17 protein-coding genes and 3 pseudogenes are annotated in these 19,513 nt (G+C 33.3%); 4 read left to right on the plus strand and 16 right to left on the minus strand.

What is annotated here, in order from left to right; all coding sequences use genetic code 11:
* Positions 1–15: 15 nt before the first annotated feature.
* The 9 genes and pseudogenes from QRE67_RS26265 to QRE67_RS26305 all read right to left on the minus strand — a co-directional run bounded on the left by QRE67_RS26265 (position 16) and on the right by QRE67_RS26305 (position 9,135).
* Positions 16–723, minus strand: a complete 708-nt coding sequence (locus QRE67_RS26265; protein WP_286125525.1) for an IS6 family transposase — start codon at positions 721–723, stop codon at positions 16–18.
* 286 nt (positions 724–1,009) lie between these two features.
* Positions 1,010–2,683, minus strand: coding sequence for a M4 family metallopeptidase (locus QRE67_RS26270; protein ID WP_286125526.1), 1,674 nt, complete (start codon positions 2,681–2,683; stop codon positions 1,010–1,012).
* A 730-nt stretch (positions 2,684–3,413) separates the two neighbouring features.
* Positions 3,414–3,554: a hypothetical protein gene (locus tag QRE67_RS26275; RefSeq protein ID WP_286125527.1), complete on the minus strand. Its 141-nt coding sequence runs from the start codon at positions 3,552–3,554 to the stop codon at positions 3,414–3,416.
* Between the two features lie 416 nt (positions 3,555–3,970).
* Positions 3,971–4,900, minus strand: a complete 930-nt coding sequence (locus tag QRE67_RS28960; RefSeq protein WP_286125528.1) for a hypothetical protein — start codon at positions 4,898–4,900, stop codon at positions 3,971–3,973.
* An 824-nt stretch (positions 4,901–5,724) separates the two neighbouring features.
* Positions 5,725–6,033 carry a Tn3 family transposase gene (locus QRE67_RS26285; RefSeq protein WP_286125567.1) on the minus strand — a complete coding sequence of 103 codons (309 nt, stop codon included), beginning with the start codon at positions 6,031–6,033 and terminating at the stop codon, positions 5,725–5,727.
* A pseudogene (locus QRE67_RS26290) lies at positions 6,012–6,167 on the minus strand (transposase); the annotation flags it as partial. The gene QRE67_RS26285 and the pseudogene QRE67_RS26290, both read right to left, overlap by 22 nt.
* 322 nt (positions 6,168–6,489) lie before the next feature.
* Positions 6,490–7,890, minus strand: a complete 1,401-nt coding sequence (locus tag QRE67_RS26295) for a zinc dependent phospholipase C family protein (protein WP_286125529.1) — start codon at positions 7,888–7,890, stop codon at positions 6,490–6,492.
* Positions 7,891–8,094: 204 nt separating this feature from the next.
* Positions 8,095–8,232 (minus strand): hypothetical protein, encoded by a 138-nt coding sequence (locus QRE67_RS26300; protein ID WP_286125530.1) that lies wholly within the window; start codon positions 8,230–8,232, stop codon positions 8,095–8,097.
* Positions 8,233–8,574: 342 nt separating this feature from the next.
* Complete coding sequence (locus QRE67_RS26305; protein WP_258248402.1) at positions 8,575–9,135, minus strand: recombinase family protein; 561 nt, start codon at positions 9,133–9,135, stop codon at positions 8,575–8,577.
* 247 nt (positions 9,136–9,382) lie between these two features.
* Between QRE67_RS26305 and QRE67_RS26310 the strand changes: the two are divergent.
* Positions 9,383–9,952 (plus strand): annotated as a pseudogene (locus QRE67_RS26310) (IS6 family transposase); the annotation flags it as partial.
* A 194-nt stretch (positions 9,953–10,146) separates the two neighbouring features.
* Here the strand turns inward: QRE67_RS26310 and QRE67_RS26315 are convergent.
* From QRE67_RS26315 to QRE67_RS26340, 6 genes are all read right to left on the minus strand, one after another.
* Complete coding sequence (locus QRE67_RS26315) at positions 10,147–10,359, minus strand: hypothetical protein (RefSeq protein WP_286125532.1); 213 nt, start codon at positions 10,357–10,359, stop codon at positions 10,147–10,149.
* An 80-nt stretch (positions 10,360–10,439) separates the two neighbouring features.
* Positions 10,440–10,640 (minus strand): helix-turn-helix transcriptional regulator, encoded by a 201-nt coding sequence (locus QRE67_RS26320; RefSeq protein ID WP_286125533.1) that lies wholly within the window; start codon positions 10,638–10,640, stop codon positions 10,440–10,442.
* 13 nt (positions 10,641–10,653) lie between these two features.
* Entirely contained in the window at positions 10,654–11,070 is a 417-nt protein-coding gene (locus QRE67_RS26325) for a DUF2178 domain-containing protein (protein WP_286125534.1), read from the minus strand.
* Positions 11,071–11,271: 201 nt separating this feature from the next.
* Positions 11,272–11,958, minus strand: coding sequence for an IS6 family transposase (locus QRE67_RS26330; protein ID WP_098929416.1), 687 nt, complete (start codon positions 11,956–11,958; stop codon positions 11,272–11,274).
* Positions 11,959–12,422: 464 nt separating this feature from the next.
* Positions 12,423–13,043 (minus strand): IS6 family transposase, encoded by a 621-nt coding sequence (locus tag QRE67_RS26335; protein ID WP_483298650.1) that lies wholly within the window; start codon positions 13,041–13,043, stop codon positions 12,423–12,425.
* Between the two features lie 81 nt (positions 13,044–13,124).
* Positions 13,125–15,077, minus strand: coding sequence for a bifunctional metallophosphatase/5'-nucleotidase (locus QRE67_RS26340; protein ID WP_286125535.1), 1,953 nt, complete (start codon positions 15,075–15,077; stop codon positions 13,125–13,127).
* A 234-nt stretch (positions 15,078–15,311) separates the two neighbouring features.
* Here QRE67_RS26340 and QRE67_RS26345 point away from each other — a divergent pair, with 234 nt between their 5' ends.
* Positions 15,312–16,019, plus strand: a complete 708-nt coding sequence (locus tag QRE67_RS26345) for an IS6 family transposase (RefSeq protein WP_286125536.1) — start codon at positions 15,312–15,314, stop codon at positions 16,017–16,019.
* Between the two features lie 458 nt (positions 16,020–16,477).
* On the opposite strand, the gene QRE67_RS26350 is transcribed toward QRE67_RS26345, so the two are convergent.
* On the minus strand, positions 16,478–16,738 hold the full coding sequence (locus QRE67_RS26350; RefSeq protein WP_286123147.1) for an SEC-C metal-binding domain-containing protein: 261 nt from the start codon (positions 16,736–16,738) through the stop codon (positions 16,478–16,480).
* Between the two features lie 97 nt (positions 16,739–16,835).
* Here QRE67_RS26350 and QRE67_RS26355 point away from each other — a divergent pair.
* Together QRE67_RS26355 and QRE67_RS26360 are read left to right on the plus strand one after the other, a co-directional pair.
* Positions 16,836–17,843 (plus strand): annotated as a pseudogene (locus QRE67_RS26355) (IS4 family transposase); the annotation flags it as partial.
* Positions 17,844–18,137: 294 nt separating this feature from the next.
* Positions 18,138–18,329, plus strand: coding sequence for a hypothetical protein (locus tag QRE67_RS26360; protein ID WP_286125537.1), 192 nt, complete (start codon positions 18,138–18,140; stop codon positions 18,327–18,329).
* The last annotated feature ends 1,184 nt before the right edge of the window (positions 18,330–19,513 follow it).

Consider the following 19,513-nt stretch of genomic DNA (forward strand, 5'->3'; position numbering starts at 1 on the left):
TAGCGGAATCGTATTTTATGCTATAAGTCCAAACACTTGGTGAATGAACTCTTTTTGATTTTGGACAGACTGATTCCGTAGATCAATCTGTCCTTTTTTTATCATATGCATGACCTCCACACCACTCAATATAGAAGTTGCTGTTTTATACGACTTAAATCCCAACATAGAACGCACACGCTTCTTGATAAAACGATGATCTTGTTCCACTATATTATTAAGATATCTAACTTGCCTTAGTTGTATGCCTTCAGGCATATGGTTCTCTTCTTTCAACTCTTGCATCGCTACAGGATAGGCAGGGTTCTTATCTACTGTTATCACACGAGGTTTAGACACGTATGAAAAAGCCAAGGCTTTCTTGAAAAAGCGCTTGGCTGCTTGTTTATCTCTTGATTTACTTAGATAAAAATCGATTGTGTTTCCTTTCGAATCGACAGCACGGTACAGGTACATCCATTGACCTTTTACTTTGATATATGTTTCATCGACTCTCCACGAGTCATTTGTTTGCTTGAGGTGACGACGAATTCGTTTGTCCAATTCAGGACCATACTGATGAACCCAACGCATAATCGTTGTATGAGAAATGGATAAGCCCCGTTCCTCCATCATTTCCACCAAATCACGAAAGCTGAGATTATACCGTAGGTACCATCTCACTGTAAGAAGGATAATCTCAGGCTGGTAATGCTTCCATTTGAATACATTTTCCTTTTCCATACTGATCACACACCTTTTGTAGAGTAGTAATATCAGTATGTCCAAGTTTAAGAGATTTTTTGCACCAGAACCGATTATATTGCCGACCTATCACTTTTTTTACGAGACTTTAACACGGGTACAGCCGAGATACGTGTATATCTCGGCTGTACCCCTACTAGTATCAGTATGTCCAAGTTTACTAGATTTCTTGCACCAAAACCATCCCTAATACAGTGAAAAAGGACACCCTCGCCAGATACTCCTAGCAAGTGTTTCCTTTTACATTTTTCTATCAATGAAACTATTATTTTACTCCTACGTCATTCCAAGCTTTTTGTACAGCTTGATATGTCGTACTGTTAACACCGTAGTAATCAACAGTAGATTGTAATAAAGCAGCACGTGCCTTGCTGAAATCACTTGTTGGTGTAAGGTACGTTGTTAAAGCACGGTAATAGATTTTTTCTGCTTTTTCTTTACCAATAGCATTAATTGTTAAATAAGCAGCTTTATTTGGAATACCGCTATTGATATGTACGCCGCCATTGTCTCCTTCTTCTGTTGGTGGTAAATATTGATAATCATTCATATGAGTAGGTTGGCCATACTTTTCAGGATTTGATAAGCTGCGAAGTGCATCTCCTTTAACTCCAGGCGTATATACATCTTCTCCTAAATCCCAGTTGGCTGGATCAACGAAATATCCAAATACATCAGAAAAAGATTCATTTAGTGCCCCGGATTGATTTAGGTATTCAAGCTCAGCTGACTTTTCAGTTACCGCATGTGTTAGTTCGTGTGCAACAACATCAAGAGAACCTGACAGCGGTGTGAATTCAACACCATCGCCATCACCATAAATCATTTGTTGTCCATTCCAGAATGCATTATTGTAGTTGGTTCCGAAATTGATTCCAGAACGAATCGTTGCACCTTTTCCATCAAAACTGTTACGGTTATGAACATTTTTATAATAATCATATACTTTTCCTGCATTAAAATGAGCATCAACTGCAGGAGCTTGGTTCTTATCTACCCAAGCATTATCTGTATCAAATAGATAGTAATTTTTTATATTCTCGTAATCAGAGGTATGATTAACTGTAGCTGTCTCAATAAAGCCACCATTCATCGGCTTTGTTGTGTCTTTTAAATAGTAATTTCCAGATTGACTACTATAAGTTGTATTCAGGTTTTTTCGATCCCCAAATACGCCGATGCCATAGCCTTTTTGCGGAGTGTCCGCATCTGTAACTGCATTATATGAATCTACAATTGTTCCATCTTCTGCGTTTACATAGATTTTCCAGTTTGCTCCATAAGGTTTAATGAATTGTAATTGTACTTTATAAGTTAAGTAATAATTCCCGTCTTTTTCATAAACAACTAAATCTGCCTTTTCATTTGTAGATTTTGCGGTTTCTTTAATTTGTTCTAGCTGAGTTCCACTTGTTTCTACAAATGTATCTTTTTTTGCTAGATTAATATGTTTCCATGCATTTGAAAGGGCAGTTTCATTTGAGATCTTTGCCTTTGTATTTTCTTTCAAACGGTCAGCAGCAGCGGGATGTACGTCTCCGTTTACTGTTGTTACTTTTCCATCACGATTTGTATGAACAATGAAACGTGCTCCATCAACTGGAACTTTATTAATAGATTGAATGTACACATAATGTTTCATTCCTAAATCATCTGACTTTACTTCTTTCAGTGTTAAGTCAGTTTGTGGGTTGATTTTAAATAATTCTTTATTTTCTTCAAGGAACGCTTTTACTGCTTTTTCTGAATCCACTTTTCCATCAGATAATTCCCCTGAAAGGAAGGATGGATTTCCTTGTTCATCATTCCACTGTTTTTGAACGACTTCCATTTTGTTCAAAGCTTCTTGTTGCGATACTTGTTCTGCTGCAAAGGCACTTGAAAATGGAGCACCTAAAACCATTCCGGTTGCTAGTAATGTAACGACGGATTTCTTCATTTCTATCTCTCCTCTTAATACTACGTATAATAAAGATGCATCTTATTAGGGAGTATACAAAAAAAACATATTCTTGTAGTCATTAATGCAAAATTGCATATATTAAATTTTCGTATTATTCATATTTTTAGTGAATTTTCCTATTTCTTGTTGGGGTATGGAAATGATTCTGGGTATGAGGGGCCACTCTGGGATTTAATTACAAATTAAAAAAGAACTTTATTCAAGTTCTTTTAATCTACGATACAGGGCGGCCTGACTCAAACCTGTAATTAGGGTAGCGTTAGGAAAATGCGTATTTACAACGATAAGCATTTTGATACAAGCCTTTTGAGACATTGAGAAGCCATTTAAATGATGTTTTCATTATGTATCAATAGGATTTACCTAATTGGGATGGTATTTTTAAAGTGTTATTAAATTCTGTATTTATATGATTAATTACCATTTCACGGACATTTTATGGCGGCTAAGAACAGCTATACTGTCACTAGGCCTAGTTGCAAAGTACCGAAAAGAAGTGAAGCAAACGTCAAGCAACTCTAAAACCAACCTTTATTGTATATTTGGGAGTTACTTGACGTTTCTCCTTTTTCGAATCTGAACAACACTAGGAAAACAAAACCTATAATTGTTATAATTAAATAAATAATATATTTTAGGGAGAATTTTTTTAAAAAAAACATTCATTATTGAGGCATTATGTTTATCATTAGTGATTGTTTTTTTGTTAATACTCAAATGGCAAGATAGACATTAAATCCACCTCTTCAGTTTCTTCTTTAAAATTCGTTGCGACTTCGTTATGTTCAAAATACATACTCGTTAGTATTGCAAATGCTACTAAATTTGCTAAAAAAATTTTTTGCATCTTCTTCTCTCCTTACATTTCCTCCTTTTAAATATAGTAAGGAGGAATATTTGTATGAAAGGCGTACCGTCCACATTTTAACGAAAATATATGCTAAGCAATTTTCGACATCAAAAAACGTTGATTTTACTACTCTAAGCGAAGCATTTAATCTCAAAAACGTAGGTATTTGAGACAAAGGAACTTCAATATAAAAAGTGCTGAAAATAGCTTAAATAGTGTCTCAAAACTCATCTTTAAATCAAAATCACAATTCAAATTGTGTTATTGAGTTTTGAGAATCCCTTAGAGTATAAAAACATTAAAATATGCGTGCTACCCCATCAACAAAATCTATTTTTCACACTCTTAAATTATATTTGTAATTGATATATAGGTGAAATAATAAAAAAGCTAGCAAAATGCTAGCTTTTTTATTATTTCGAAGTAAGAGCAACTAAAACATCTACTGGATAATCAACTGATTTTTTCACTTTATATTCTACGGTATTTCCTTTTCCAAAAATGTTAGACATTTTATTGAACATATCTTCTGCAGTTCTATCAGACATCCATTTTTGTAATCCTGCTCCTGGAATAACTGAATAGTTAGCTACTTGTTGATATAATGCAGTTCTATATTGATCATATGCATAATCAGGTTTTGGATTAAAATCAAATGTCTTCGTAACTGTACTTTCTTCCGAAATTGTATGTTGATAACCAAAACTCCAAGTTAATGAAGCTGACATATTAACAAAACCTGCAATACCTACTTCCATCCCAATTGTTTGAGATAAACCTACAGATATATTATGAGAAATACCACTTGTAACAGCTTTGCTCCAGTGATAACCTGAATTTTTATCTACTACATTTGAATCAATTAATTTCCAATCTAGCTTTTTTTGTAATTTTGTATCTGCTACTATTGGATCTGTTTTAGGAATTGCTATTGAATATAGCACATCTCCTTTATTCCCAGATGGTGCATATTTTTCACCATCTTTAATCCAAGTACCATCAGGTTTTACATACTTGTAACCTGAAAACTTAATAATATCACTCATTGATATATTATCTTGTTGTGCAACAACATCTACATATACATAATCAATAATTTTTCCATCTTCTGTAGAAACATGCCATTGACCAGGGAATTCTTCATAAGGACCCGTAGGAATATATGGAAGTTGCGTACCATTTTGAGCAACTTGCTCGGCTGACATAGGTGCTTGTCCTTCTTGAGCGCTAATTACTACTGGAAGATTTCCTACATTTGTATCTGCTGAAGAAAATCCTGGTGCTACAAATAAAGCTGAACTTAACACAAATGCTGCTGGGATTACTTTTTTCATACGTTTCATGTTATTTCCCCTCTTCTTTTCATTATCTCTACAAGATTACAAAAGCTGAAATTATACTGTACATTGCTTATACTATTACTTCTGAATAAAACAAAATCACTTTTGTTATGTAGAAACTTAGAATGCTATTTTTACAGATATGATACTTTTGAGATTCTAGATGATCTCCACACCACGCCTATAAAGATTGAATATTTAGATAATTATTTTAGCATGATGTTACTGACAATTCCCCTCAACTTTTATTAGCTTGATTTCCTCTCCTTTTAGTGGTCATACCAATTACACCTTTATTAAAACATTAATATTTTAATGCGTAAATAGTAGAATTTTGTCGATTATATTCAACAATTCAATTATTACATATTAGTGTAGGTGGAAATGTTATACTATTATAATTACTTTTTAATTGCATTTAAGTGATTATAATAGTTATAACTTAATATATCTGGTGAAAAAACAACTATTTTAATCTACAAAGAAATAGTTTAATTCTGCTTAAATAGTAGTAAAATAATTTAATCACATTCTGTATAAAAGTTCCCTTTATTTGGATATGCATAATTGCATAAATTATAGATATACCAAGTATTATATATTATGTATTTTTAATAGATACTAATTTCATTATGTATATCTTTGTTTGTTATTCTATGTTATCGATTCATGTAGCATTGTAATAAGGTTTGATTATAAGGAACTAGCTAATCCTTATTCAAGAACAAACATCAAAAACTCCATTTTGAAAAAGTTCGACCAAAATGGAGTCTAGGTATACAGTACGCTTCTTTTGCGTCTTACCTTCTTTAACGATGGCTTTACGCTTACCTAATTACTACATCAAACGGGAGTTGGGGTGTTTTTCGGTTAGAATCAATACGATATTCTCCAAAACGATTTACATGTACGGTTATATAAGGGCTTAAATACGATATTAATTCTTCATCATATTCACACCCACTTTGTATGTAATTATGAAGAATACGAGATAAAGAAAATACATTATAAAAAATGAGGCAATTTGCAACTAAATGATTATATTTAATGATTTTCCGTTGCTTTTCTCGATCATTTTCTGTAGGATTAGGAAAATGAAAAAAGAACCTTAATTTTAAAGGTTCTTTTTTTCTAATGTTTTCTGCTCTTCATTATTAGATGTTTGTGCTTCCCATTCGCTTTCGATTTTTCGAAACCATTTACCGATTTTACTTAAATAATATCTCTTTACTTCCCCATATGGAATCCAAATTTCACGTTCCTCTATTCGGGGTTCAGCCGAGATACGTGTAAAACTAGGTCACAACCATACATTATTTACCAACATGTGTTTTTCGGTGATATTTGTAACATAAACGTTCGTTTTTGTTACGTTTTGTATTTGAAAATATGAAATATCCCAACCGTTGAACTAGCTGTAACAAAATACTGTATCAAAAATAATTCGTAACATTATTAGTAAAACACCCTTTTGTTACATCAAAACCTGATAATGGAAATAAAATACAGCCTATGACCCAAAATTACATGTATCTCGGCTGAACCCCAAAAAACACTCGTTCTGATTAAGAACGAGTGTTTTTCTTTTTAGGTTATCTAACAGGTATAAACTTCCATGAGCTAGGTTTTTGTTTTTTTTCACCTAGTACGATCCAATTTTTCTCTGCATTTATATTTTCATAATTTAATGGATAGTCATCTGTAAAAATATTATATTCTGTAGGATTATCCGGGTTAATTTTAATTTTAAAGTCAGCTAAACTATCAGATTTTTGAGCAAGGTGAATCCAACTAGAATAATTAGACCAATTTAAATATTGAAATTGATCGTAATTTGAGTGCTTCATGCGAAGATATATACTCTCCCCGTGGTGTAGCTTTGCATCATTTTCTTTGTAGAATTCAAATTCTATAGGTGTACCAGATAAAGCATTGTTTTCTTTATTTGCAAGTGAGACATAATCGTAACGGTTTGCTACATACCATTCAAATGTTAGACCTTGATAAGGAGATTCACTTGGTACGATATAATAGTTTTTCCCTGCTTCTATGACGTTACCTTCTATATCATAGATTAATGCAGTCTCTATACTTGGAGCTTTCACATTTTCAGTAAAAGTTTTAAACCAAAGATTTAAGAAACCTGCTGTATTGCGCTGAGCTTCTCCTAAGCTTCGCTGCACAGCTGGGGTAACCATTTCTTGCCACAATTGCGCCTTACCACTATTATAATACTTAAATGTTTTATCATTAGTAATATTTTGGATTTCAGGTTTAGCTACTCGGGCTGCATAATCAATCCATTCTTCAGGTGTGGATAGAGAGTCGTTATAATTCCCTCCAGTATTGACTGCAAATTGATCTTGAATGGTTGTAACATAATTTTCAAAGTAGCTATGATATTTTATAGCTCTCGTATCAATTGCGGTAAAATTTGCTGCATGCATAGGTTGGGTAGCATCTGTAAAGTAGTGCGTGGCTACTCCTAAGTAATAGAAAGCTTTTTCATAGTCTTTATTTCGTAAATGTTCTCCAGATTCATAAAAGTATTTCTTGCCTTGTGTAAGAGCCGTTGGATTTGTTTCTCCTCTATAATTTTCTTTAGTATCAGGATCATAAAAATGAGATTTCCATCCGCCTTTAAAAACGCCGCCTATTCCTGTTCCACCATCGTTAAACTCTGCATTATAATCTGCATCATATAATCCTTTAGAAAATAGATCTTTATATTGCGGATAATTTAAGAAGTCCACAGCCTGCTTATTTGTTTCAACATTAGATTCTGTTTTCATAATTTCAATAGCTTGTTTTGCAATCCATAAATGTGTACTTTTATCAGAATGATACGGAGCTTCTGCAGACCATCCTGCAGTAATAGGATCATTCTCAGTTAAATCAATTTGATCGAGATGAGCATAGCTACTTTGAGGAGATACTCCTAAAATAGTTAAAGTCACTCCAGCTATACATAGTGTTGATGCGAATTTTTTCATTTTTTATTCCTTTCTAAATATAAAGATTATTATGTAAATATTCATCATAATAACGTAATATCAACAGGTAAATATTTCTAATAAAAGAGCGGTTAGCAAAGGCTAACTGCTTAATTTTTCTCTTAAAGGGGTACCGCCACAAAAATGATAAAAACGAACTTTGTTGCTATAAAAGACATAAAACAATACACACGTACTTCATATTTATTTTTGTTGTGGACGATAAAAAGCATCTACCAATTGATTATACTCGCTTCTTGAAATTTCTTTATTATACAGTTTTATTAATAAATCTTTATGCGCCTTCGAAAACGCTATTTTATCAATGAATTTTGGATACATACGATCATTTTCTCCCCGTCTGATAAATTATTCTGTTGAATTTCGTCTATGACAACAACCCTTCATTTCTCCTATGAAGAGGGTGAAGCAAAAACATAAAATCATTATATTTAAAGTTTAATCTACATGAATCGACATGGAAAGACTTTTTTAGACGAAATCATACATAATTTTATGTAATTGTGCATATCCAAATAAAGTAAATAAATACATAAATCACGATTATGTTATATTGAAAACATTTTTTGGTAAGGGGTACCGCCACATCGCTATCAGGGGTACGGAAACGATTCTGGGTATGAGGGGCCACTCTGGGATTTAATTACAAATAAAAAAAGAACTTTATTCAAGTTCTTTTAATCTACGATACAGAGCGGCCTGACTCACTCCTGTAATTTGGCATATTTCCTTAACAGTTTTTTTGGTATGCTTCCTTAATTCAATCGCATGATTCATACCTGGGTGCTTATCCGTGTATTTCTTCAATCTTCCTCTATACACTCCTTTTTGTTTCGCTAACTTTATTCCCGCACGTTGTTTTTCTCTAATCATTTCTCGATCTAGTTCACTAAAGGCAGCCATGACAGTTAAAAAGAATTTTCCTGTTGGAGTTCTAGTATCTATTCCTAAATTTAAAATCGCAAAGTGAACATCCTTTTCCCGAAGTTGTTCTACTAATTGTAATAGCTGAATGGTATTTCGACCTAAACGATCCATTCTAGTTACGACCAAAGTATCCCCAGTAGTTAGTTTTGAAAGTATAGTGTCTAACTCTGGCTTTTGTTTTGTTACTCCACTTATTTTCTCTTTTATAATTTCATCTACTCCATATTTCATGAGCTGTTCGATCTGTGTATCTAGATTTTGATCTTGTGCACTTACACGAGCGTATCCATAGACCATTTTTACCCCTCTTTTTGCATGTATTTTTGATAAGTGTTATTGAGAGTCTCTGAGACTAATAATATCAAGGAAAGGATTTCGGTTCTGTTGCAAAGTTCTCTAAACCACGTTACATTTTAGAAAAAATGAGTAGAAGCACGACAAGATGAGATATTTGGTTCTGGTGCAAAAACTATAAGGCTCATGTAACGAATCTTCGAAACTTGGACATACTGATACTAGTACTTTAAAAAAGGACGTGATTAGTATGGAAAAGCAAAACTTATTCAAGTGGAAACACCATCAGCCTGAACTAATCTTATTAACAGTAAGATGGTACCTGCGGTACAATTTAAGCTTTCGTAACCTGGTGGAAATGATGGAAGAACGAGGAGTATCAATCGCTCACACAACCATTATGCGTTGGGTTCATCAATATGGGCCTCAATTAGAAGAGAAAGTACGATATCATCTTAAATCAACAAATGACTCATGGAGAGTTGATGAAACCTATATCAAAGTAAAAGGTCAATGGATGTATTTATATCGTGCTGTAGATTCCGAAGGGAACACCATTGATTTTTATCTTAGTAAATCAAGAGATAAACAAGCAGCCAAGCGCTTTTTCAAGAAAGCCTTGGCTTTTTCGTATGTTTCTAAACCTCGTGTGATAACAGTAGATAAGAACCCTGCCTACCCTGTAGCGATGCAAGAGTTGAAAAAAGAGAGCCATATGCCCGAAGGCATACAACTAAGACAAGTTAGATATCTTAATAATATAGTGGAACAAGATCATCGTTTTATCAAGAAACGTGTGCGTTCTATGTTGGGATTTAAGGGCTCTGGTGCAAACCTCGAATGCTGTCAAAATACACACAAAAATATGAGATTAATTACGAACATTCAATCTTTACAAAGTATAAAAATATGGATTTTTATACTAATTCCCGAACAACTCATTTACATAAAAATATAACATTCATGTTGGATTATCTACGTAATCGTTTTTGCACCAGAACCTAATTTTATCAATTACTTAATAATAAAAGATAAAATCCCTAAAATTATACACAATATTCCACCTAATAATTGTCCGAGTCCAGACGCCTCTCCAAAAATTAAGAGATTGAAAATGTTTTTTCTTGTTTGAGTTTTTCCTACAAATGCATCATCCGTTTTCATTCTATATCTCCCCCATAATACTAAGACTACTCCAAAAAGTATAATAAATAGTTTTAAAGCCATAATATATTTACCTCTATTCATTATTTGTATTTTACTGTATTGTTTAAATTTTTCTCATCAATTGTATTTGTATATTACTATTAGTCATCTTCTTCAAATATAAAAGCTTCTTCAATTGATAGGTTAAAAACCACAGATATTCTATATGCTAGTAAAACAGATGGATTATATTGTTGTTTTTCTAACGAAATAATCGTTCGTGAAGATACAAATACTTTATCAGCTAATTCTTGTTGTGTTATTCCATGTTTTAAACGCAACTCTTTTATTCTATTTTTCATAGAAATCTCCTAATTAAAGAAAAGAATTATAATATTTTTTAGCTAATATGTTAGTAATTAGGCAACATATTATTATGAGAAATAGCCCATTATTTGTTGGAATTGTAACCCATTTTGAAAGAAACATCATAATTAAAATCATAACCATTAAAATACTTATGGTAAATTGTGCAGCTTTTCCTTCTATTAAATCATCTCTTTCATCATATTCCTTTGATAGCTCTCTTTCTAACTGTTTGTGATTAGTATTATATTTAGTTTGAGAAACTATAGCGAAAATTAAAATCATTGCTCCTACAAGTACATTTAAATGACCCCAATAATATCCTTCTGAAAAATTAGCTTCAATATGATTGAAAATTATTTCAATAAAACCCATTGTAATAAATGCAAACGAGCATAAATAAAGATCTTTAAATTTATTTTTCAAACAAATCACTCCTAACATAATTCTATATGAAGTCAACTTCACGTGAAGCTGACTTCATATTACCCTATCTTGAAGAGGATGTCCAGAATTAATTTGTTTTAGATTCTTGTTTATGCTACAGTTTTTCATCATATTAATAATAGTGGTTCTGTTGCAAAGTTTCCGAAGACATAAAGAGATGGGGAATATTGCGGACCAGTTTTATGAAACTATTAATAATTCATGTAATGCGTTATACGTCGAAAAAACGAAGTTTGGTTGAAGACTTCGCTTTTGTTTGTATATGGCATGAACAGTTTCTATACCTTTAATAGTACGTGAGGCATGGCGAAGACTTTGAAAGCCTAAGGAACGGGAAAATCGACGTTTCACATGTCGATGATCTTGCTCGATGATATTATTGAGGTACTTTATTGTACGATGAAAGGTATTTTTGTAAAGACCTATCTCCTTTAATTTTTTGAATGCGGAAGCTAAAGAAGGAGCCTTATCTGTCGTCAGAACCGTTGGTTCTCCAAAAGTTCGAGCGAGTCTTTTCATAAAAGCATATGCTGCTTGTTTGTCTCGTTTTTGACGAAGTTGAATATCAAGTGTTTGTCCCTCTTTATCAATTGCTCGATATAAATAACACCACTTTCCTTTAATTTTGATATAGGTTTCATCCAAACGCCAAGATAACAATGTGTTTTTGTTTTTCTTCTTCCAAATTTGATAGATAAGATTTCCATATTCATGAACCCAGCGCATGATAGTTGTTGGATGAATAGAAATACCACGTTCTTTGAGAATTTCAGACACATCGCGATAGCTTAAAGAAAAACGACAATAGTAGCCAACGGCTACCAAGATAATATCTTTCTCGAACTGTTTTCCTTTAAAATATCCCATTTGTTACGCTCCTTGTTTGTTTTTTACAGAGTTTAGCTTACTTTAGAAAACTTTGCAACAGAACCTGAATTAGTATTAGGTGTATTTTTAACCATATATATGGCATTTAATTATTTAGTTGCTTAGATGAACATATAAAAAAGAATATCGCCTTTAAAGGTGATATTCTTTTTTATATTAATGAGATGTTTTTTTGTTTACAGATTTCTGGATCTCTTTATTTACAGTATTTTGAATGTATACTTTTGTTGTTAATTTTGAGGATATCAGGAAGTTTGGTGTGAAGTCAATGAACCCACGCTAATACATTTTTTGGAAGTTAAAACCTTAATTTTCATACGCTAAGGAGTTTTTGCCGTATCAAAAGATAGTAAGTAACCAAAATGTTCTGTATCAAAAATGTAATCAAATAGTTTTGATACAAATTGTTTTTGTTACGGTGCAAATAACCCTTAACGTGGGTTTTATGTTAGTACGTTGGCTGTACCCCATATAGAAGTTGCTGTTTTATACGACTTAAATCCCAACATAGAACGCACACGCTTCTTGATAAAACGATGATCTTGTTCCACTATATTATTAAGATATCTAACTTGCCTTAGTTGTATGCCTTCAGGCATATGGTTCTCTTCTTTCAACTCTTGCATCGCTACAGGATAGGCAGGGTTCTTATCTACTGTTATCACACGAGGTTTAGACACGTATGAAAAAGCCAAGGCTTTCTTGAAAAAGCGCTTGGCTGCTTGTTTATCTCTTGATTTACTTAGATAAAAATCGATTGTGTTTCCTTTCGAATCGACAGCACGGTACAGGTACATCCATTGACCTTTTACTTTGATATATGTTTCATCGACTCTCCACGAGTCATTTGTTTGCTTGAGGTGACGACGAATTCGTTTGTCCAATTCAGGACCATACTGATGAACCCAACGCATAATCGTTGTATGAGAAATGGATAAGCCCCGTTCCTCCATCATTTCCACCAAATCACGAAAGCTGAGATTATACCGTAGGTACCATCTCACTGTAAGAAGGATAATCTCAGGCTGGTAATGCTTCCATTTGAATACATTTTCCTTTTCCATACTGATCACACACCTTTTGTAGAGTAGTAATATCAGTATGTCCAAGTTTAAGAGATTTTTTGCACCAGAACCAGATTTTTCTTATATTTTTTTAATAATCCTATTAAGTTTTTTGTAAAATTCACCTTTTGTTTTTACATGATTAAACTGATTCGGATTAATATTAGCTTTTTGAGAGAGTGCTACAATCTCTTCTTTTGTAATTGAATCTTTAGTATTTATAGAAGCTATATTTGTATATTTTCCATCTTCTGTTTTTGGAATTTCTAAAATTCCTTTATTTACAAGATCCACTACAGCCTTATGCTCTGAAGAATGTGTATCTACACCAGTAATTTTCCAATTATACATAACTTTTGGCGTGTATACACCATTCTTTACCTCTTTTAAATATGTAATAGCAAGGTTACGAATGGTTCCACCTGTTTCTCCGAATGCATTCTCTTGTTTAGATGACCAAATTTGTTCAAACTTACGTCCCTCTAAAGCTCCCCCTTTTGCCTGAAGAGCCTCCATTCTATATGCATTCATTCCCAGCGTCATAACATCGCTCATTTTGATTGGTTTATTTGTACGAATAGATCGTAAATTTGTAATTCTACTTCCATATGGTTTTGTTAAGTCAATTTCGTATTTTACGCCTCCAAAGAAATCGTTCGTACTGTATTTAGACGCACGGCGGGTTTTATCAAAGCTAACTGTTACATCTCCGGCACGAGATGAGTTAAAATACCCTGCCGCCCATTCCATGTAGTCTTTTAAATCTTTCCCAGTTATCTTATATACTGTAATTTCTCCCAAAGCATATTGGTAATTATACGCAATATCTTTCTTCTTAATAGGACCTACATCCAAACGGGCATAATCGTTATCAATTTGATGGGCTACTACATCTGCTTTGCTGTAATAGAGCATGACTTCATGAAAAAAATCTGATAAAGGTGTCTCTTGAATTTGCACACTTGGAATACCCTTTATTTCATTTTCAGGAACAAGATTTCTACCCTTTAATTGAGCGACTACAACATTTGCATCTCCTCTCGCATACTCGTGAAAAGGTGTTAGTGTTGCTTCAAGTGTAGGATCAGATAATACCGTTGTTCCATCAGCATTTTTTACAGGTAAAGCGGTAGCTGTTTTATCTTTTAAAACCAGCTTCCCATCTTGCTTTGTAAAAGTAAGGTCAATACGTGAGATATGCGTTCCATATTTATCTGGTTCTGTAATAATAACACCATTTACAACTTCTTTTTTAACAAGTTTATGCATATGAGCTGCAAAAATAGCGCTTATTTCCGGACAAGCATTCGCAATATCTTGAACCCCAGTACCAGGGATTCCATTCTCATTTTCTAGTCCCATATGCATAACCCCTACCATTACATCTACTTTACCTTCTAATTCTTTAATTACCTTTTTTGTCTCTTCTACTGGATTTTTCACCACTAAACCAGCCAAATGATCTGTCCCTTTTTCAAAATCACTAATCATTGGTGTATTCATGCCAATAATCCCAACTTTAATTCCACCTTTTTCAACAATCGTATATGCAGGAAGAAAACGCTCTCCATTCTCCTTATAAATATTTCCTGCTAACGTCTTTCCCTTATATTGCTCACTAACTTTTTTCAATGTATCTAATCCAAAGTTGAATTCATGATTTCCAAATGCCCAAGCATCATATCCCATTGCATTCATCGCTACCATCATTGGAGATTGTGGCTTATCATTGAATAATTCTACTGAGTTTCCTTGAATTGTATCCCCGGCATCTAATAATATGGTATTTGGATTTTCTTGACGTACCTTCTTTATAACCGTATAAAGCTGCGTTAAACTTCCACTCATATTTGCACCATCAAGCGCATAATCCCAAGGCATAAATCTACCATGAATATCTGCAGTACCCAATAATGTAATATTAACATCAGATTCCTCAGCTTTAGAGATAGCTGGTTTGACTGTTACTGCTGTTCCAAGAAGTATAAGAATAACAAAATAACATACATAGTTCTTCCATTTCATTTTTGGCATAATAACAATATTTCTCCTCTTTTTGTACTGTCATAAAGTTGCTTGAACTTTAAAAATGTAACTTATTATTTGGAAAACTTCAACTACAAAAGATAATTTTGGAGGTTCTGGTGCAAAAAAATCTCTTAAACTTGGACATACTGATACTATTACTCTGGAAAGGGGGTTCTGGTGCAAAAAATACTGTCGTTGTGTACACTGGAAAATATTAATAAATAAAGGACGTGTATGACAATGACAAAACCAGTAGATTTTAAATGGAAGCGTTATGAGCCGGAGATGATTCTGTTAGCAGTTAGATGGTACCTCCGGTACAGTTTAAGTTATCGAGATTTGATAGAAATGATGGAAGAACGTGGTTTATCCATTGCTCATACAACGATTATGCGCTGGGTTCATCGATATGGATCGGAGCTAGATAAACGCGTTCGTCGTCATTTAAAGAAAACAAATGATTCTTGGCGTGTCGATGAAACCTATATCAAAGTGAAAGGAAAATGGATGTACTTATATCGTGCGGTGGATTCCGAAGGAAACACTGTTGATTTTTATTTAAGTAAAAATAGAAAAGCAAAATCAGCTAAACGCTTCTTCAAAAAAGCCTTAGCTTCTTGTCATACCTCAAAACCTCGTGTGCTCACAGTTGATAAAAATCCAGCCTATCCAAAAGCCGTGAAACAATCACAAAAAGAAGGAAACCTATCATTAGGAACCCAGTTACGACAAATAAAATATCTAAACAATATGGTCGAACAAGACCATCGGTTTATCAAAAAACGAATCCGGTATATGCTTGGATTTCAGTCTCTCCAAACCGCGTCAACGACGCTGGCTGGTATTGAAGCTATGCATATGATCAAGAAGGGACAAACTCTTCAAGGAAAGAAGTCTGTCCGAAATCAGATACAACTTATCAATACTCTCTTCGGTCTCATTGCATAACAGTGGATTCCTAACGGAATCTGTCGATCTCTTTTCAAATTTGATTATATTTGCACCAGAACCCTTACATTACTGCTTTTAAAAGCTCTCCTACGAATGGGATGATTCCACCTAAAAATTTTAAAACTGCCATTGCGATTGCCATATTATTTCCTCCTCTTATTTTGTATAGTAAGATGTTGTAAATCCTTATACCCTTATTATAGTAAGCGCTTACATATATATCAATACATTTTAATATGCAATATTACATAAGCTGGTTTTATTGCTATAAGGGGTCACTATACATGCCCATCAAGCTAATATTTTAAAGTATCCTCAAAACGAAAATTTTATCTCTTTATAGTTATCTATAGGAATTCAGTTCGTTTTTCTCGTTTTGGGGGTACGGAAACATCGCCATCAAGTTAACAAAATCAAGATACCCCCAAACCGAAAAAATGAAGGTATCTCGTTTTTTATATGTCCAACTCAACTTCTTTGTTCATGCAACAAAACTTGTATTTCTTCCCACTGTTACAAGGGCAATTCTCATAAATATTTGCTGGTCTGGAGCAATCTTTGATTGCTTTTTTTAAATCCGATATATCTTCGTTGAATTCTAGCCCAACTATGTAGTAAAAATTGTATGCCTCACAAATCGCAGCCACTTTCTCTGCTCTTGTTTGAGACGAAACCTTTACGATGATGGGATGTTCTTTCGAACCTAGTGGATACATGTCTGATTCCCTCTTTCCTTTTTCTTTCTATTGTATAAAATTTAAGAAAAAGTGGAGGAATATCTATGAAAAAATTTTCTAGTTCTCAAGTGTTTCTGCAGCGTCCTATCCTGGATCTGGAGGAAGCGGGAAGGCTTCGGGTGTGAAAATACAACTAGAATATGATTTGCTGAGTGGACAGTTTTTACATGTTGAAGTGGGACCTGGCAAACAAAATGATGTGAATTATGGAAAAGAAGTTCAACATACTGTTGATTTACAAGACCTATGCATACGAGATTTAGGTTATTTTAGTTTAATTGATTTAGATGCGATACAGCAAAAAGGGGCCTACTACTTATCTCGACTAAAAATGAATACCAAACTATTTCAAAAAAATGAGCATATCCTTGCTTTTAAAAACGGATCCATCAAGAAGAAATATCAATACACAATGATTGATTTAGAAGCCATTATGGATCAGCTACAGCCAGGTGAATGCTATGAAATTCCTGTTGTTTACATTGGTCGTGATTATGGACTTCCAGCACGCGCCGTGATTTACAAGCTAACTCCTGAGCAAGAAGCACAACGTAGAAAAGATCGTGCATATAAAGAGAAAAAGAAAAGGATAACTTTTAGCGATCGAATTAAAAAATTGCAAGGAATCAATGTGTATGTGACTAATATTCCATCGGAATATGTTTCAAAAGAAGCGATTCATGAATTCTACTCCCTTCGTTGGCAAATCGAAATCATTTTTAAAACATGGAAATCGATTTTTCGTATTCATCACAATACAAATATAAAAAAGGAACGGTTAGAGTGTCATATCTATGGAAAATTAATTGCGCTCTTATTATCTTCTACAGTGATGTTCCAGATGCGACAATTACTACTGGCTAAAAAACAAAAAGAACTGAGTGAATGGAAAGCCATGTATATGATTCATGATTACTTTCGAGTACTATATCAACAAATGCAACATCAATCGAATCAGTTAGCAAAAAGTTTTCTTCGCTTGTTTCATTTACTTGATAAAAATGGACAGAAGTCACATCGATATCGAAAGAAAACGGTGTTTGATATCTTAGGTATTGCATACGTACAACATCTATCAAAATAAAAATGAAATAGTTTTAAAAAATCTAGCCCTTAAGGGTTATTTAGCATGCCATTTTTTCTGTATACCTCTTTTTATTGAAGTGTTACAAAGAAAATTTTACATATTTCTGTATTATGTTTTCCTTAGCTTGATGGCGATGTTGCCGTACCCCTATTTCTTCCTAAAATATTAATATTGTCTTGGTCTATTGAAGAGGGATACGGAAACATTCAATATTCAAATAAAAGGATATTTATGTTAAAAAATAGAATTTTTACCTTTGGTGGGTAATTTAAACTAAGGGGTATAAATTCGATGCGAAGAGAAAAGGTTTTGTTAAAGCAATGGAAGGCGGATTTACAAGCTGTTCAAGAAGAGAAGCGGTTGAAGAAGAAGACTAAGAAAAAGAATAAGAAATATAGCATTCCTGGCAATACAGCTGACTTTATGAATGGCAAGAACACTTATCGTAAAGAGAATGGGGTATGGAAACAAAGAAATAAATAATGTGAGGATAAATGAGTTTGATTAAGTTTATAGCAATTATTGTAGGCGCTGCCGTTATCGGTTTAGCGTCTTATTTTATTTTGCGAAGGAAGTGATGGGATGACGTGGTTGAGCTTCTTTATTGGATATGGAGTAGGATTCGCCTTTTGCCTATTACTTATGATTCAGGTGGTTAAGGCGTAGGAAGTAAAAGAAACGGATGATATCGACAAGTCGGTGTTTAAGGAAATGGAACAGTTGAGGGCGATAAGAGAAGATAAGGGGTGAAAGCGGATGATGGGACTCAGTGAAGTAATTCTCGAAGCGATATTAAGGATCATCGGATTTGGATTTATTACTTTCTTAATCGGATTAGGAATAGGATGGCTTATATAGGGTAGCACCACATCGCTATCAACCTAATATTTTGAAGTACCCCAAAACAAAAATTTTATCTCACCACAGTTATCTATAAGAATTCAGTTCATTTTTTTGTTTTAGGGAACAATTAATTTCCAATACATGTCTTAATGCGAAAATGTGATATTTCGTGACTTTACCCTCCATATGCAATATTACATATGAAAATATATTGATATAATTATAAGCACTTACTATAATAAAAGCATAAAGATTCACCACATCTTAATACAAAAAAAGAGGAGGAAATAATATGGCAATCGCAATGGCAGTTTTAAAATTTTTAGGTGGAATCATTCCATTTGTACAAGAACTTTTAAAAGCAGTAATGTAAGTTCATTATTCAGCAATTATTTATAAAAATTAGCATATCTTAATACGAAAAAAGAGGAGGAAATAATATGGCAATCGCAATGGCAGTTTTAAAATTTTTAGGTGGAATCATTCCATTTGTACAAGAACTTTTAAAAGCAGTAATGTAAGTTCATTATTCAGCAATTATTTATAAAAATTAGCATATCTTAATACGAAAAAAGAGGAGGAAATAATATGGCAATCGCAATGGCAGTTTTAAAATTTTTAGGTGGAATCATTCCATTTGTACAAGAACTTTTAAAAGCAGTAATGTAAGTTCATTATTCAGCAATTATTTATAAAAATTAGCATATCTTAATACGAAAAAAGAGGAGGAAATAATATGGCAATCGCAATGGCAGTTTTAGCATTCTTAGGTGGAGTACTTCCATTAGTAACAACACTTATAAAAGCATTCATGTAATATAATT

The sequence above is a fragment of the Bacillus sp. DX3.1 genome (genome assembly GCF_030292155.1).
In the GTDB taxonomy this organism is placed as follows: Bacteria; Bacillota; Bacilli; order Bacillales; family Bacillaceae_G; genus Bacillus_A.